Annotated in this window: 14 protein-coding genes; 6 read left to right on the top strand and 8 right to left on the bottom strand. The window is 38.8% G+C overall.

What is annotated here, in order from left to right:
- The first annotated feature begins 13 nt into the window (after positions 1-13).
- From J678_RS14575 to J678_RS14565, 3 genes are read left to right on the top strand one after another with little or no spacing between them, the layout of a single operon-like run.
- A complete protein-coding gene (locus J678_RS14575) occupies positions 14-1132 on the top strand; it encodes an efflux RND transporter periplasmic adaptor subunit (protein ID WP_031955750.1) in 1119 nt (372 codons plus the stop codon).
- 15 nt (positions 1133-1147) lie between these two features.
- Entirely contained in the window at positions 1148-4246 is a 3099-nt protein-coding gene (locus J678_RS14570; RefSeq protein ID WP_031955751.1) for an efflux RND transporter permease subunit, read from the top strand.
- A 59-nt stretch (positions 4247-4305) separates the two neighbouring features.
- Complete coding sequence (locus J678_RS14565; RefSeq protein ID WP_031955752.1) at positions 4306-6021, top strand: proline--tRNA ligase; 1716 nt, start codon at positions 4306-4308, stop codon at positions 6019-6021.
- Between the two features lie 60 nt (positions 6022-6081).
- On the opposite strand, the gene J678_RS14560 is transcribed toward J678_RS14565, so the two are convergent.
- The 4 genes from J678_RS14560 to J678_RS14545 form a co-directional block, all read right to left on the bottom strand.
- On the bottom strand, positions 6082-6417 hold the full coding sequence (locus tag J678_RS14560) for a YegP family protein (RefSeq protein ID WP_031955753.1): 336 nt from the start codon (positions 6415-6417) through the stop codon (positions 6082-6084).
- A 211-nt stretch (positions 6418-6628) separates the two neighbouring features.
- Positions 6629-6973 carry a zinc ribbon domain-containing protein YjdM gene (locus tag J678_RS14555; protein ID WP_004885364.1) on the bottom strand — a complete coding sequence of 115 codons (345 nt, stop codon included), beginning with the start codon at positions 6971-6973 and terminating at the stop codon, positions 6629-6631.
- 90 nt (positions 6974-7063) lie between these two features.
- Positions 7064-7420 carry a DUF488 domain-containing protein gene (locus J678_RS14550; protein WP_017393885.1) on the bottom strand — a complete coding sequence of 119 codons (357 nt, stop codon included), beginning with the start codon at positions 7418-7420 and terminating at the stop codon, positions 7064-7066.
- A gap of 147 nt (positions 7421-7567) precedes the next feature.
- A complete protein-coding gene (locus J678_RS14545) occupies positions 7568-8020 on the bottom strand; it encodes an SRPBCC family protein (RefSeq protein WP_079377340.1) in 453 nt (150 codons plus the stop codon).
- Positions 8021-8232: 212 nt separating this feature from the next.
- On the opposite strand from J678_RS14545, the gene J678_RS14540 reads away from it, so the two are divergent.
- From J678_RS14540 to J678_RS14530, 3 genes are all read left to right on the top strand, one after another.
- Positions 8233-8955 (top strand): YgfZ/GcvT domain-containing protein, encoded by a 723-nt coding sequence (locus J678_RS14540; protein WP_004885360.1) that lies wholly within the window; start codon positions 8233-8235, stop codon positions 8953-8955.
- Between the two features lie 145 nt (positions 8956-9100).
- Positions 9101-9811 carry a DsbC family protein gene (locus tag J678_RS14535; protein WP_031955754.1) on the top strand — a complete coding sequence of 237 codons (711 nt, stop codon included), beginning with the start codon at positions 9101-9103 and terminating at the stop codon, positions 9809-9811.
- A gap of 182 nt (positions 9812-9993) precedes the next feature.
- Positions 9994-10818 carry a tetratricopeptide repeat protein gene (locus J678_RS14530; RefSeq protein WP_002051569.1) on the top strand — a complete coding sequence of 275 codons (825 nt, stop codon included), beginning with the start codon at positions 9994-9996 and terminating at the stop codon, positions 10816-10818.
- Between the two features lie 34 nt (positions 10819-10852).
- On the opposite strand, the gene J678_RS14525 is transcribed toward J678_RS14530, so the two are convergent.
- The 4 genes from J678_RS14525 to J678_RS14510 form a co-directional block, all read right to left on the bottom strand.
- The gene (locus tag J678_RS14525; RefSeq protein WP_023188155.1) at positions 10853-11776 is read right to left on the bottom strand and encodes an AEC family transporter; all 924 of its coding nucleotides are present in this window, start codon (positions 11774-11776) and stop codon (positions 10853-10855) included.
- Positions 11777-11842: 66 nt separating this feature from the next.
- Entirely contained in the window at positions 11843-12952 is a 1110-nt protein-coding gene (locus J678_RS14520; protein ID WP_031955756.1) for an NADH:flavin oxidoreductase/NADH oxidase, read from the bottom strand.
- Positions 12953-12961: 9 nt separating this feature from the next.
- Positions 12962-15091: a TonB-dependent receptor family protein gene (locus tag J678_RS14515; protein WP_031955758.1), complete on the bottom strand. Its 2130-nt coding sequence runs from the start codon at positions 15089-15091 to the stop codon at positions 12962-12964.
- A gap of 134 nt (positions 15092-15225) precedes the next feature.
- Positions 15226-15792: a DNA-3-methyladenine glycosylase gene (locus J678_RS14510; protein ID WP_031955760.1), complete on the bottom strand. Its 567-nt coding sequence runs from the start codon at positions 15790-15792 to the stop codon at positions 15226-15228.
- Between the last annotated feature and the right edge of the window lie 40 nt (positions 15793-15832).

The following is a 15832-nucleotide window of genomic DNA, read 5'->3' as shown; positions in this document are numbered from 1 at the left end:
AGGATGATGCTGTATGCGCACAACGCATCTTACCCCTTCTACTTTTTTTAAATTAAGCTTAATTAGCTTGAGTTTGATTTTAGCTGCATGTCATCAGCAAGAAGCACCAAAAACCACAGCATCTGAACCAAAAAAAATTGAACTGATTCCTCAAGATTTAATTACTGTAAAAGAAGGTTCGCTTGCTGCTCAGACTGCCTTTACAGGAACTATTCGTGCGGTACAACAAAGCTCTATTCAAGCTCAAGTCAGTGCGACAGCAACATCTGTTAATGCAAATGTGGGACAAAAAGTACAAAAAGGCCAAGTTTTAGTCAGATTAAACAATCAAGATAATGCTGCACGTTTAGCTCAAGCTGAAGCAAATCTTGCTTCAACTCAGGCACAAGCAGAGCTTGCACGTAATTTGATGAATCGAAAACAAAGACTACTTAATCAAGGCTTTATTGCCCGTGTAGAGTTTGAACAGAGTCAGGTAGATTATAAGGGTCAACTTGAAAGTGTTAGAGCTCAGCAAGCCAATGTTGATATTGCTAAAAAGGCTGATCGAGATGGTATTATTACTAGCCCAATTTCAGGTGTCATTACTAAACGACAAGTTGAACCGGGACAAACTGTATCGGTTGGACAAACGCTCTTTGAAATCGTTAATCCTGATCAATTAGAAATACAGGCAAAGTTGCCTATTGAGCAACAATCTGCACTAAAAGTCGGCAGCTCTATTCAATATCAGATTCAGGGTAATTCAAAACAATTACATGCCATACTGACTCGGGTCTCACCTGTAGCAGACCAAGATAGTCGACAAATTGAATTCTTTGCGAGCCCTAAAGAAGCAATTGATTCACTCAGTATCGGCGCTTTTATTAATGGCATTATTTTGCAAAGTGATCACAATCAAGGACAAACTATTCCTTTAGATAGTATTCAAAACCTGCAACAAGATCCTTTCGTATGGGTGATACGCAATCAAACCATTCAAAAGGTCAAAATTCGGGTAGTTGAGCAGCGTTACAACGAAAATATTGCTTTGGTACAAGGTCTACAAAGCACAGATCAGGTAAGTCGTATCCAGTTTGACGATTCCGATATCAATAAAAAAGTGACGCTTACAGCCGAAAAAAATAAATAAGGTAGCAAATAGCTTATGTGGTTTACCCGAATCAGTGTGAAGTATCCCGTTTTTACCATTATGATGATGCTGTGCTTAATGGTACTCGGGTTAGCCTCTTGGAAGCGCATGACCGTTGAAGAGTTTCCTAACGTAGATTTCCCATTTGTAGTGGTTACCACGCAATATGCTGGTGCTTCACCTGAGGCGGTTGAGTCTGATATTACAAAAAAACTCGAAGATCAAATCAATACAATTTCGGGGATTAAACAAATTACTTCACGTTCAAGTGAAGGGTCATCGATGGTGATTGCCGAGTTTAATCTAGACACCTCTTCAGCAATTGCTGCTCAAGATGTTCGCGACAAAATTGCTCCGGTTATCGCTCAATTTCGTGATGAAATTGATACACCTATTGTGCAACGCTACGATCCTTCATCTAGCCCGATTATGTCGGTGGTGTTTGAGTCGAATACGATGAGCTTGGCTCAATTAAGTTCTTATGTAGACAAAAAAATTGTGCCGCAGCTTAAAACCGTTTCTGGTGTAGGTAATGTCAATTTACTAGGTGATGCGAAACGTCAAATTCGTATAAAAGTTCATCCTGAACAATTACAAAGCTATGGTATTGGCATTGATCGGGTCATTAACACACTAAAAAATGAAAATATAGAAGTACCTGCAGGAACTTTACAGCAAAAGAATTCTGAACTAGTGGTACAGATTCAATCAAAAGTTATTCATCCTTTTGGTTTTGGTGACTTGGTCATTGCCAATAAAAATGGCTCGCCTATTTTCCTAAAACAAGTGGCAACCGTTGAAGACACTCAAGCCGAACTGCAATCCAGTGCTTTTTATAATGGAAGAACCGCAGTCTCTATCGATATTTTAAAAAGTTCCGATGCAAATGTAATTCAAGTCGTCGATAAAACTTACCAAACTTTAGAGAAGCTAAAAGCTCAAATGCCTGCTGGATTAAACTATAAAGTCGTCGCAGACAGTTCCAAAGGTATTCGCGCTTCAATTAAAGATGTAGTACGTACCATTCTTGAAGGAGCAGGTTTAGCAGTTTTAATTGTTTTACTCTTTTTAGGTTCTTTCCGATCTACCGTCATTACAGGTTTAACTTTACCCATTACCCTGCTTGGAACATTAACGTTCATCTGGGCTTTTGGTTTTAGTATTAACATGATGACGCTGTTAGCTCTATCACTCAGTATTGGCCTATTAATTGATGACGCGATTGTAGTTCGAGAAAACATTGTTAGGCATACAGAGCTTGGCAAAGACCATGTCACTGCCGCTTTAGATGGCACCAAAGAAATTGGGTTAGCAGTACTCGCAACTACACTTACCATTGTGGCGGTATTTTTACCTGTTGCTTTCATGGGGGGGTTAATTGGGCGTTTCTTCTACCAGTTTGGGGTAACTGTAAGTACAGCTGTTCTTATTTCTATGTTTATCAGTTTTACACTCGACCCAATGCTTTCAGCACATTGGAAAGACCCTGTAAAGAAAAAAGAAAGTCGACTACAACGTTTCTTTAATCACATTTCTAGATTATTAGATGGCCTTACCCATATTTATGAAAAGCTGTTGAAACTTGCTCTACGCTTTCGTTTTATTACAGTCATTATTGCGATTGCTTCACTGGTTGCGGCCTTAGGTTTATCTAAATTGATTGGAACCGAATTTGTACCAGTTCCAGATAAAGGTGAAATCCGTATTCAGTTCGAGACGCCTGTCGATGCCTCTTTAGAATATACTCAAGCCAAGTTACATCAAGTCGATCAAATTATTAGGCAATTTCCCGATGTGGTATCTACCTACGGGGTTGTAAATAGCACAATAGACTCTGGTAAAAACCATGCCGGTTTAGGAGTGACTTTAAAACCAAAACAACAACGTAGTTCAGATTTAACAACGCTTAATAATGAATTCCGTGATCGTTTGCAAACCGTAGCGGGTATTCGTGTTACCTCCGTTGCTGCGGCTCAAGATTCAGTTTCTGGTGGTCAAAAGCCAATCATGATTTCGATTAAAGGAACTGACCTGAATGAACTTCAAAAAATTTCAAATCGATTTATGACTGAAATGGGTAAAATTAAAGGTGTGGTCGATTTAGAAAGCTCGTTAAAAGAACCGAAACCAACTTTAGGTGTTCATATTAATCGTGTACTGGCAAGTGACTTAGGGTTGTCTGTTTCCCAAGTTGCCAATGCGATTCGACCACTCATTGCGGGCGATAATGTCACAACGTGGGAAGACCGTGACGGCGAAACTTATGATGTAAATATCCGCTTAAATGAAAACAAACGCATGCTTCCGCAAGACGTGCAAAACCTATATCTCAACTCAAACAAAACTGGTGCAAATGGCCAACCAATATTAGTTCCATTGAGTGCAGTAGCAACAACCGAGCAAAAATTCGGTGCGTCACAAATTAACCGACGCGATCTTGAGCGCGAAGTACTCATCCAAGCCAATACGTCAGGACGCCCAAGTGGGGATATCGGTAAAGACATCGATAAAATGCAAAAAGCATTTAAGTTGCCTGCTGGTTATACCTTCAATACCCAAGGTGCCAATGCAGATATGGCCGAGTCTGCGGGCTATGCATTAACTGCTATTACGCTTTCCATTGTATTTATTTATATTGTTTTGGGTTCTCAGTTTAATAGTTTTATTCACCCGGCTGCAATTATGGCATCTTTGCCCCTGTCATTGATTGGGGTGTTCCTTGCACTGTTTTTGTTCAGAAGTACCCTAAACCTATTTTCAATTATTGGCATTATTATGCTCATGGGGCTAGTAACCAAAAACGCGATTTTACTTATCGACTTTATTAAAAAGGCCATGGAACATGGGGAAAGTCGTTATGATGCTATTTTACAAGCGGGTAAAACCCGTTTACGCCCTATTTTAATGACTACTAGTGCTATGGTCATGGGTATGGTTCCATTAGCTTTAGGCTTGGGCGAAGGCGGAGAGCAAAGTGCGCCGATGGCCCATGCTGTTATTGGTGGTGTAATCACCTCTACCCTGTTGACTCTTGTAGTAGTACCCGTCATTTTCACTTATCTGGATGACTTGAAAAACTTTATGCTGCGTCAAACTCGACGATTCATGTCATAATGCAGCAACTATCGTATAATCTGCGTTTTTATAACGCTTAACTTTTTAGGACTTTTTCCATGCGCGCAAGCCGCTTTTTATTTGCAACGTTGAGAGAAACCCCAAACGATGCTGAAGTGATTTCACATCAGCTTATGTTACGTGCGGGGATGATTCGTAAATTGGCATCAGGTTTATATACATGGCTGCCGATGGGAACACGTGTGCTTAAAAAAGTTGATGCGATTGTTCGTGAAGAAATGAATCGTTCAGGTGCTATGGAAGTGTTCATGCCCGTGACTCAACCCGCAAGCTTGTGGGAAGAATCAGGTCGTTATGAACAATACGGCCCTGAATTATTACGCTTCAAAGATCGTCACGACAATCCGTTTGTGCTTGGTCCTACACATGAAGAAGTAATCACCGATTTAGCACGTAACGAGTTAAAAAGTTATAAACAACTTCCTGTAAATTTCTATCAAATTCAAACCAAATTCCGTGATGAAATTCGTCCACGTTTTGGTGTAATGCGTTCACGCGAGTTCATTATGAAAGATGCATATTCTTTCCATGCAACTCAAGAATCATTACAAGAAACCTATGATGTAATGTACGACACTTATAGCCGTATTTTTACTCGCTTAGGTTTAGACTTCCGCCCAGTTCAAGCTGATACAGGCTCAATTGGTGGTTCAGCTTCACATGAGTTCCACGTATTGGCTTCAAGTGGTGAAGATGACATCGCATTTTCAACTGAATCTCATTATGCAGCGAACGTTGAAATGGCTGAGGCTGTTTTAGTAGGTGAACGCGCAGCGCCTGCACAAGAATTTAAGTTGGTTGAAACACCAAACCAAAAAACAATTGCTGATGTATGCCAGTTCTTAAATGCTGATCCTAAACAATCAGTAAAAGCGTTATTGGTTCAAGGTATTGCAGACGAAAAAGGTAATGTACCTGTGGTTGCCCTATTCTTACGTGGCGATCACGAACTCAATGAAATTAAAGCTGAGAAACATCCTTTAGTTGCCGCTCCTCTTACGTTTGCAACAGAAGAGCAACTTCAAGCATTTGGCTTAACTGCTGGCTTTACAGGTCCACAAGGTTTGGTTGAAAAAGGTATCACTGTAATTGTTGACCGTGCTGCATCTGTTCTTTCTGACTTTGTTGCTGGTGCAAATGAAGCTGATAAACACGCTGTAGGCGTAAACTGGGAACGTGATGCACAAATTACTGAAATCTTTGATTTGCGTAATGTGGTTGAAGGCGATCCATCTCCAGATGGTAAAGGCACACTACAAATTAAACGCGGTATTGAAGTGGGTCATATTTTCCAACTTGGTACTAAATACTCTGAAGCATTAGGCTGTAAAGTTTTAGGTGAAGATGGCAAACCATTTACAGTAACAATGGGTTGTTACGGTATTGGTGTAACGCGCGTAGTTGCAGCTGCAATTGAGCAAAACTACGATGACAAAGGGATTATTTGGCCACAAGCAATTGCTCCTTTTGAAATCGCAATTGTTCCAATGAATGCACACAAATCACCTCGCACTCTTGAAGCAGCTGAAGCACTTTATGCTGAATTACAAGCTCAAGGTTTTGATGTATTACTTGATGACCGTAATGAACGTCCAGGTGTTAAATTCTCTGACCTTGAGTTAATGGGCATTCCACACCGTATCGTAATTGGTGAGAAAGGCCTTGATGCTGGTACATTTGAATATAAAGGCCGCCGCGATGCTGAAGCGAGCAATTTAACTAAAGAAGAACTTTTAGCTAAGTTAGCGCGTTAATAAAGACATAAATAAAAAAGCAGCTTTTAGAAGCTGCTTTTTTTACATTTAATTTTACGCCTAAACCGTTAAGTCTTTAATGGTTGCTGAAGATCCATTGGTTTTCACCGATTCAATCCCTTTATCGCGCGATGCTTCGCTCGTATAGAATTGGCTTGTACCAATAATTTGATGATTTGCAGCTTTTAAATTGAAGTAAGGTTTTCCATTTTTTGCAGTTAAACGATCATATCGTCCATCGTCACCACTATTTTTTTGAACTGACTCAATACCATTGACTGCCGATGCTTTCGCTTTATATAGCTCACTATTTAAAATAATTTCGCCATTCCCTGCCTTAAGTACAAAGCGATATTGTCCATCACTCGCTTGTGAAATCTCGTACCATCCTGCCATAAGAACCTCGTTTTTTTGTTGGTGTGGGTATGACTTTCGTTATTATTCTGGACGAAAGTTATTTGTTATTAATGACAATATAAATGAGCAATGTAACTTTGGATAGTCTACTTTTTATACATTATGGTAATAAAATTATAAGGATGTTGAAAGTTTAAAAAGGTAGAGGTCTGATAGGTACCTCTACCGAAATGTAATTAAAATTAACAAATTAAGCTTTTTTTACAAATTCAGATTTTAATTTCATCTGACCAATACCATCAATTTTGCAATCGATATTATGACCATCACTTGCATCTGGTACTAAACGAATTGTTTTTACTTTTGTTCCCACTTTAACAACTGACGATGAACCTTTAATTTTTAAGTCTTTAATCACAGTGACACTATCGCCATCTGCCAAGGCATTACCATTTGCGTCTTTAATCACTTCTTGTTCATCAGCAATTGATGCTTCCCCTTCCTTCCACTCATGTGAGCATTCAGGGCAAATTAATAAGTCGCCGTCTTGATAGGTATATTCTGATTGGCATTTTGGGCAATTTGGTAAAGACAAAAAAAAATCTCAAAAAGTATATTATGCGAGATATGATTCATTTTTTAAAGTTTTAAATAAAAGACTTTTACCAAAAAAAAATTTATATATTTAACTTTTGCTGTTTTCTAATAAGTATTCTTTTAAAATAATTGCATGGTTATGTTCCACATCTTTTGCCGAATATAAAAGCGTGACTTTATGATGTGACACAAGGTCTTGTAACTCTTTAACTGCTGGGTTGCTTCTTAGTTCTTTTAAATAACGCTGTTTGAACTCATCCCAGTGTACTGCAGACTCTGCATGAAACCACTTACGAAGTTCGGTTGAAGGAGCTATTTCTTTTAACCATAAATCTAAATGAGCATTTTCTTTGCTAATCCCTCGACTCCATAGTCGATCAACTAAAATTCGCTTTCCATCCTCGGTACTTGCATGCTCATAAATTCTTTTAATTTGTATATTCATCACTTTTTCTCACTAGAACGCCTCATTGTTTAGGCCTCATCAACATATTAAATATTTTGTTCTCTTTTAATGTACTTAAAAAGAAAAGAGTGAGTAGCCTCTCTACTCACTCTTTTCTTATTTAATATTTAAAATTTTAAAAGGCGATTACTGATCTGGGATTTCGGCTTCCACCAACAACTTCAATAAAGATAAAGATTCTTGCCAACCTAAATAACATGCTTCCACAGGAATAACTTCTGGTATGCCTTCTTGGGTAATGTGAATTTCTGTGCCTACCAATACAGTTTTTAATGTAATAGTGACCTGCATCGTACCAGGTAAATTTGAGTCATCAAATTGGTCGTTATAACGAATTAATTCATTTGGAACGAGTTCAACATAAGTTCCCCCAAATGAGTGTGTTGAACCTGTTGAAAAGTTGGTAAAACTCATTTTATATGAGCCACCCACTTTTGCATCAAAACTATGAACCTTCGCAGTAAAACCGTGAGGTGCCATCCACTTAACTAAAGCATCTGGATCGAGAAAAGCACGATAAACCCGTTCAGCGGGTGCTTTAAATACGCGATGTAATTTTACTGTACCTGTTGCCATTATGTTCTCCTTATTTTAAGTCCATTTAGGTTATAGAAATTATCTTTAGTAGCTTAAACCCTAGAATTTCATTTAACGTATATTTTTGGTGTTTTTTCCATTTATATAACCAGTTTCTAACAAACTAAATTACGAAAACTAAGGCTGATTTTTTGATAAAAATGGAGCAAAATAGTCAGCAATCATAAAGAAACATATTGAATTTGAGATTAATCATGAGTCTGCTCGCTTTCTCCTCATATGCATTAAACGGTGTAGATGCACAGAAGTTTTTACAAGGCCAAGTGACTGTCGATACTGAGCGTTTAGCTGAAAATGAAACACGCTATACAGCCATTTGTGATCTTAAAGGCCGTATTCATTTTGGCCTATGGTTGAAAAAGATTAACGCTGAAAGTTTTGAGATTGTTGTTACTCAAGATCAAGCTGAAGAGTTTGCTAAGCATATTAAAAAATATGGCGCATTTTCAAAAATGACCTTAAGTGAACAAGGCGTTGTGTTTCCAAAAGTTGTGAATGGCCATACTGAGTTCAGCTCTACAGAAACTGATATTTCCGAATGGCAAAAACAAGCCATCATGACAGGTCAAGCATGGATTGCTCAAGCGACTGAACATGAGTTTCAGCCCCAAGAATTACGTTTACATCAACGCGAAGGCGTCAATTACGATAAAGGCTGTTACTTAGGTCAAGAAATTGTGGCGCGCCTGTGGTTTAAAGCAAAACCAAAACACTGGTTGCATCTAGTTCAAGGTACAGGTGAAGCACCTGCTCCAGCTACTCAATTAAATAACGATATTGAAGTAGTAAATAGTACCCCAACCACTGACGGATATATTGCGTTAGTGGTTGCAAAACCAGCCGCTTTAGCAGAACTCGGTCTTCAAGTTCTCGATTTACCGGAAGCTTTAAGCGGTGATGTTGCTAGACCACAATAAGCAGATTTAGCAAATAAAAAGCCCGTGGATGACCCTACGGGCTTTTCTATAGATACAAAATTCTAATAAATTCATTTAATTAGGGCATCAATTTTTTAATTTTTCTATGCCATCATAATCCAGATTGAAATCTAAGAGAAAAAATATGAAAACTAAACTTGCTACACTCATGTTGAGTCTGGCTTTTTTCGGTTCTGCTCATGCTGATGTAAAAACACTTGAACAAAATCTGAAAACAAATTACCCAGACTTACCTGTAAAAGGTGTTTATCAATCACCTGTGCAAGGTATTTATGAAGTGTATACAAGCGGTCGTATTGTTTATACCAATCAAGATGCTAAATACTTTTTTGTAGGCAATTTAGTTGATATCAAACAACAAAAAAATATGACAGAAGAACGAATTGCCGAATTGGGTAAAATTGATGTTAAAAGCCTACCTCTAAACCAAGCGATTAAATATGTAAAAGGTAAAGGAGAACGTACTCTTTATATTTTCAGCGACCCTGATTGTCCTTACTGTCAGCGCCTAGAACAAAATATGGTTGGGGTTGATAACGTAACGGTATATGTATTCTTATATCCGCTGACCAGTTTGCACCCCAATGCTGAAAAAGTTTCAAATCAGATCTGGTGTTCAAAGAACCCTTCGGAAGCTTGGACCAGTTATATGCTTAATCGCAAATTGCCGGCTAACAGCAAAAGTTGCTCAAGCCCAATTCAAAAGAATATCGCTTTAGGACAAAAATTAAATATCGATGGAACACCAACCCTATTCTTGCAAGATGGTCAAAGAATCTCTGGTGTACCAAGTGATGCAAAACAAATTGAAGCATTACTTAAATCAGTAAAATAATGCTATATGCCACTCTCAGAAGTAGAGTGGCATATTATTTTTCTCCATAGTTTGCTTTATAGACATCGTTTTATATACAAATCGGCTGTTTACTTTCATCTATCAATATTTATGATGAGAAGTTGAGTTGATTCAATACATCGATGGAATGATGTAGCTACAAAGTAAAAGGTTAAAAAGAAATGAAGAAATTACTCATCGCCAGCCTAATCGCCATTTCAAGTTCATCAATCTTTGCGGCAGACACTACAGCATCTGTGGCAAAAAATGATGTCTTTAAACAGGCTGAACAATTGTATGCGGCAAAAAATTATCCTGCTGCTTTCCAAGAAGTGCAGCGCCTTGCGCAGACAGGAAATGCTCAAGCGATCTATAACTTAGGTTATATGACGCAAATGGGACAAGGCACCCCTAAAGATAATGCCAAAGCTCTAAAATATTATGAAGACGCTTCAAACAAAGGTTATGCTCAGGCCAGTTATAGACTTGCACAGATTTATGAAACGGGTGAATTAGGCGTTGCAAAAGATAGTAATAAATTTAGCCAATATGTGCAAAAAGCATCAGCTCAAGGCTCTGATGATGCAACGGTAAAAATTGCGACCATTTTATTTGCTCAGAAAAAGCCACAGTCTCATCAAATTGCTTTACAAAAGCTAGCGCCTTTAATTCGAAAAGGAAACTACCCTGCTATTCAAGTCAAAGCACTTTATGATATTAGCCAAGGGGTTGAAAATAAAAATCCGCTAATGAAACGCCAAGGCATTGAAGCTTTACAAGCAATTGCACAAAAAGGTTATGCACCAGCGTCTATGGCTTTAGCGACTATGATGGCAAATGGCAATATCATTCCTCAGAACTTGCCTCAAGCAAAACAGATTTTTACTGAACTTGCTAACCAAAATGTTCCTAATGCTAGAGAGTCTTTAGCTTCAGTCGAAAAGATTATTGCTGAGAAGAATAAACAAGCTGCAGCCGCCCCTACACAGCCTGCACCTAAAAAATAGCAAAGAAACAATAGCCCCGTATGGGGCTTTTCTTTTACCACCACAAAGCGATAAGTCCACTTACTCCAATAAAACCAATAATGGTACTTATCATTAAAGGTGTTAATGCTCTTTCATTTAAACCATATGCTTGCCCAAAAATACCAAAAGCAATTGGCATTGGAAGTGCCGCAATTAATGTTCCAGCATATAACATCTCTTGACTGACGTTTGGTAATAAAAGGAATAACCCAAAAATCACAACTGGCATAAGAATGACATTAAACCCAGCCAACAATACACTTTGTAAATTCACGGCGGTAATACCTATACCAACCAAGCTGCCGCCAATAGCAAATAGTGCTAGAGGCGAAGCTGTCCTTCCTAAAAGTTCTAAAGCTTGCCCAAGTTTTGAAGGCAGATGAATACCTAGCAAGATACAGCTCATCCCCACCAAAATTGCAATAATTACAGGATTTTTAATTAAATTTATGAATGTTTTTTTCAGTAAAGGCAAAAGCCGCTGCTGTTGATGTAATCCCGCTTCTGCCAAAATAAGCATTAAAGCGACGATTAATAAGTTTTCAATGATTAAAGTTAAAGATATATAGATTGCAGCATGACTACCCATGAGCATAGTCAAAATAGCAGTACCCATAAAACCTGTATTTGACATAGAAGCACCCATTGATATGACTGCACTATGGGTTAAGCTGTTTTTAAAATATTTTCGATAAATAATAAAAGCCAGAAAAAACAAGATTAAAGAGCCACCACCGTAAGCAATAAAATAAGCTGGGTGCCAAATATCTTGTAAATTTTTATTGGCTAAGGATTGGATTAAAAATGCAGGAAGAGCAATTTTAATAACGAATGCGCTAAGAGCCTTAATTTGCTCAGGTGTCACCAATTTAATGAGAACACTACAGTACCCCATCAATAATAAAATCAAAATTGGTAAGATTACCTGAAAAACCACAAACAACGCCCTCACTCATTTCAAAAGAAAAACGGGCAAATCTTAATTTGCCCGCATATTTAAAAACTAAAAAGAATCAAAAAGCTGTTTTAAGCCATGTGGTTGACAACGCAAATATTGAGGAGCAATTTTGACTTTTGCACCCAATGTAGCTGCAGCATGCCATGGCCAACGTGGGTCATATAACATTGCACGTGCAAGACCAATGGCATCAGCTTGTTGGTTTTCTAAAATTTGTTCAGCATACTGTGGATCAGTAATAAGACCTACCGCAATCACAGGAATAGACACATGTTTTTTAACCTGCTCCGCGAATGGTACTTGGTAACCTGCCCCGATGGTAATATTTTGGTGTTCATGTAAGCCACCACTAGAGACATGGATATAGGCCGCACCTAACTGCTCTAAGGCTTTTGATAAACCAACTGTAGACTCAATGTCCCACTGTTCGTTACCATCCATCCAGTCAGTTGCAGATAAACGCACCCCTACAGGATAACCTGCAGGAACAGCAAGTTTAATTGCCTGAAGTACTTCAAGCGTCATACGCATACGGTTCTCTAAAGAACCGCCATATTCATCTGTTCGTTGATTGGCAATTGGCGATAAAAATTGATGCAACAAGTAGCCATGTGCTGCATGTACCTCAATTAGCTCAAAGCCAGCTTCAACTGCACGTTTTGCCGCAGCGGCGAAGTCTTGTTGAACTTGTTTAATTTCATCGATTGTTAATGCATGTGGTGCAGCATCGTGAACTGAAAAAGTACTTGTACTTGGAGCAACTGTTTGCCAACCATGTGGCTGATCTTTTGCAATTTGACCTTTCCCCAACCAAGGCTTTTCAGTTGATGCCTTACGTCCAGCATGTGCTAACTGAATTCCAAATGGCATAGGAGAAAGTGTTTTAACTTTTCCTAATAAAGTTTTGATTTGGTTACGTTGCTGATCATTCCAAAGTCCAAGATCTGCGTAACTAATTCGACCTTCCGCTTGTACAGCCGTAGCTTCCACAATGCATAACCCAGCTCCAGACAACGCGTAATTTGCCCATTGCTGCTCATGCCAATAGGTAATTTCGCCTTCATCAGTTGCCGAATACTGACACATTGGGGCAATTACAATTCTATTGACCAGTTGTAGCGAATCAAAATTAACCGTTTCAAATAATTTTGCCATTTTAAATTCCTAGAATTGTTTAATTACACGTAAACCTGCACTCCAGTTACGCCCATCAGCGGGCTCAAAGTAACGATCATTACCATCATTTACGATAACTGAACCCGCATAATTTTTATCAAATAGGTTATCTACACGAGCAAAGCTTTTGACTTTCCAAGTACCTAAATCCCATGCATAACCAATATTTGCTGAAGTTACACTGTAGCTTGGTGCTGCGTCACTGTTGGTATCATTCACGTATACTTTGTCCATATACTGTACATCTACACCACCATATAAGCCGTGGCTCGGTTGCCAAGCTAAAGAGACAAAAGCCTGATTTTTGGCAATACCCGGAATGGCATTTCCTTCTGGGATCTCAGAAATTTTCCCAGCTGCGGGTACAGTAGAATCAAAGGTTGCATCTAAATAGGCATAGCTTGCTGTCGCTGTTAAATCTCGCCACAACTTTTTATTCCATGCAAACTCTACGCCTTCACGTAAGGTTTTATCTGCATTGCGGAAGGTTGATCGACCACCAAAGCTTTCCGCTGAAACAATATCATTCTTAGTTTTTGTTTGGAAAACTGCCAACGTAAAATCACCTAATTGATTTTGTGACTTTAAACCAGTTTCATAAGTATCACTTGTCGATGGTTTTAAATCTAAAGTACTTGCACCACCTTGTGCAGGGTAGGCCATTTCAGTAAATGTTGGCGTTTCAAAGCCTTTTGCGTAGCTTGCATAAACCAAAACTTCTGGAATGATTTGCCAGCTTAAAGCAACTGAAGGTAACACCTCTTCATAAGATGTCTTACCGCTATTATCTCCATTCAAACCAACAATATAGTAATCTTTCGATTTGTAATGGACATTGCTATAACGTACACCCGTATCTAAACGCCATGTAGACAAGAACTGCCATGAAGCCTGTACATATGGATCAATATTCCACAAAGTATTATCTTCATCACGGCGTAGAGCCCCTTTTACACCTTTATCACCAGCATCATTAAAGTTTTGATAACCTTGTCGATCTTCTTTCATTGCATCAAGTGCAACACCAATGCTTAGAGTAGTATTTGGGAGTAACTCTTTGCCCGTCCAACGGAAATCAGCACCATAATAATTACGCTTAAAATCAATTACGCCACCAGCTTGGTACGGTGTATTTGGATTCTTCTGTACAGTATCAGGAATCGATTGGTATTGTGTTACCTGACGTTGCCCCACGTAGGTCATTGCATAAAGTTCATGTTGGTCATTAATCGGTTTAGACCAAGTTAAACCCGTTTGAGTTTGTTCAATTTCTTTTCGGGCATTGTAATCCAGAACATTTTGGACAACTTGTTTCGGATTATTTTGCCAATCAGCACGAGTTAAACCACCCGGATCATCCGCATTGATTTTGACATAGTTAGTCACCCAGTTGATTTTGCTACCATCATCAAGATTCCAACTGAGCTTTGCATTATTTAATATTTTTTCTGCCCCGCTATGTTCTCGGTAACCATCGGTATCGAAGTATGATGAGCTAATAATATAACTTGGTTCATTCGCCCCTTTTGCCCCACCTTGTAGCACTAACCCTGCTCGGCTTTTATCGTGACTACCACCCGAATAGCTGAGCTCAATTGAGTCTTTCCCTTGTCCTTCTTTAGTAGAAGTTAAAATTGTCCCGCCCGATGAGTTTCCATAGAGTGAAGAAAAAGGCCCTGTTAGGACTTCAACATGATCCAGACTGCTTAAGTCGATATTAGACGTTTGGCCTTGCCCATCTGGCATTGTTGCAGGAATACCATCCACATATAGGCGAATACCTCGGACACCAAAAGTAGAACGTGCACCAAAACCACGCATAGATAGCTGTAAATCTTGCGCATAATTTTCACGGTTACGAATTTGCAAACTCGGTATCCCCTTCACAACTTCGGTCAAATTCACTTGTGAAGAATTATCCGCCTGAGGTGCCTCGATTCGAAAAACCGAAGCAGGTGTTTGTAAGTAAGTAGTATCAGTACGCGTTACTTCCACATGTAAAGTAGGCAATTTGGCAACATCTGAATTTAAGTCTTCTGCCCAAACAAGTGGGCTAGAAATACAGCCCATACTCATCAAAATACAGTAGTGAAGTCGGTCTAAGCGTAATAAGGACATGCTTATTTCCTTTATTTATATTGTAGTTATGATAACAAAAAGCAGTGTCTTGTCTGGATATAGAATTCGGTTTACATTGTTGTAAATCTGGAACAGTCGTTTTGCGATATAAAAATTGATTTCCAGTTTAAGAGTTATCGGCTCAAAGATGGATGATCTTTCCAGCAATATCGTTCAGGCCAATCTTTTGCTTCCTCGGCATAATCAATTCCAATACGTGGCGTTAAAACCACTTCTGGCTGTGTAGTGGCTGCCTCAATCCATAGTCCAGATTCTTCACCTAAAGTCTGGCCTTTTAAAGTCCGATCAATGCCCAAATAACGCGTCAGTTTGCCGGGTCCAGCCAAAAGCTTATATTCTTTTTTGGTTGAAGCACCATTTAAAAATGCTGATCGAATCATTACTCCTTCAGGTACACCTTCTGTTTGAGTAATAATGTTGAGCATTTCATACATGCCATAAATTAAATAGACATAAATGGTACCACCATGGCGATACATCACTTCTGTTCGTGCGGTATGTTTGTCATTGTAGCTATGGCAGGCTTTATCACGAACACCCAAATAAGCTTCTGTTTCACTAATTGTACAGCGGATAACTTGTCCATCAGGCTGTCGCTTACATAATATGCAGCCGATTAAATCATATGCTACTTCCGAAGTTTCTCGTTGAAACCAGTTTAATGGTAAAATATCTGACATAGTATTCTCTGAAATATTAGATACCACACGTTATACTTGA

The sequence above is a fragment of the Acinetobacter sp. 1424608 genome, from assembly GCF_000588255.1.
GTDB lineage: Bacteria > Pseudomonadota > Gammaproteobacteria > Pseudomonadales > Moraxellaceae > Acinetobacter > Acinetobacter nosocomialis.
The sequence above is the reverse complement of the archived record's forward strand: the minus strand, read 5'-3'. Positions and strand labels throughout refer to the sequence as shown.

Excerpts from the sequence above, each read along its gene's own strand:
- J678_RS14575 (WP_031955750.1), top strand. The coding sequence starts at position 14 with ATGCGCACAACGCATCTTACCCCTTCTACTTTTTTTAAATTAAGCTTA.
- J678_RS14550 (WP_017393885.1), bottom strand. The coding sequence starts at position 7,420 with ATGAATATACAAATTAAAAGAATTTATGAGCATGCAAGTACCGAGGAT.
- J678_RS14565 (WP_031955752.1), top strand. The coding sequence starts at position 4,306 with ATGCGCGCAAGCCGCTTTTTATTTGCAACGTTGAGAGAAACCCCAAAC.
- J678_RS14510 (WP_031955760.1), bottom strand. The coding sequence starts at position 15,792 with ATGTCAGATATTTTACCATTAAACTGGTTTCAACGAGAAACTTCGGAA.
- J678_RS14570 (WP_031955751.1), top strand. The coding sequence starts at position 1,148 with ATGTGGTTTACCCGAATCAGTGTGAAGTATCCCGTTTTTACCATTATG.
- J678_RS14515 (WP_031955758.1), bottom strand. The coding sequence starts at position 15,091 with ATGTCCTTATTACGCTTAGACCGACTTCACTACTGTATTTTGATGAGT.
- J678_RS14560 (WP_031955753.1), bottom strand. The coding sequence starts at position 6,417 with ATGGCAGGATGGTACGAGATTTCACAAGCGAGTGATGGACAATATCGC.
- J678_RS14540 (WP_004885360.1), top strand. The coding sequence starts at position 8,233 with ATGAGTCTGCTCGCTTTCTCCTCATATGCATTAAACGGTGTAGATGCA.
- J678_RS14535 (WP_031955754.1), top strand. The coding sequence starts at position 9,101 with ATGAAAACTAAACTTGCTACACTCATGTTGAGTCTGGCTTTTTTCGGT.
- J678_RS14530 (WP_002051569.1), top strand. The coding sequence starts at position 9,994 with ATGAAGAAATTACTCATCGCCAGCCTAATCGCCATTTCAAGTTCATCA.
- J678_RS14520 (WP_031955756.1), bottom strand. The coding sequence starts at position 12,952 with ATGGCAAAATTATTTGAAACGGTTAATTTTGATTCGCTACAACTGGTC.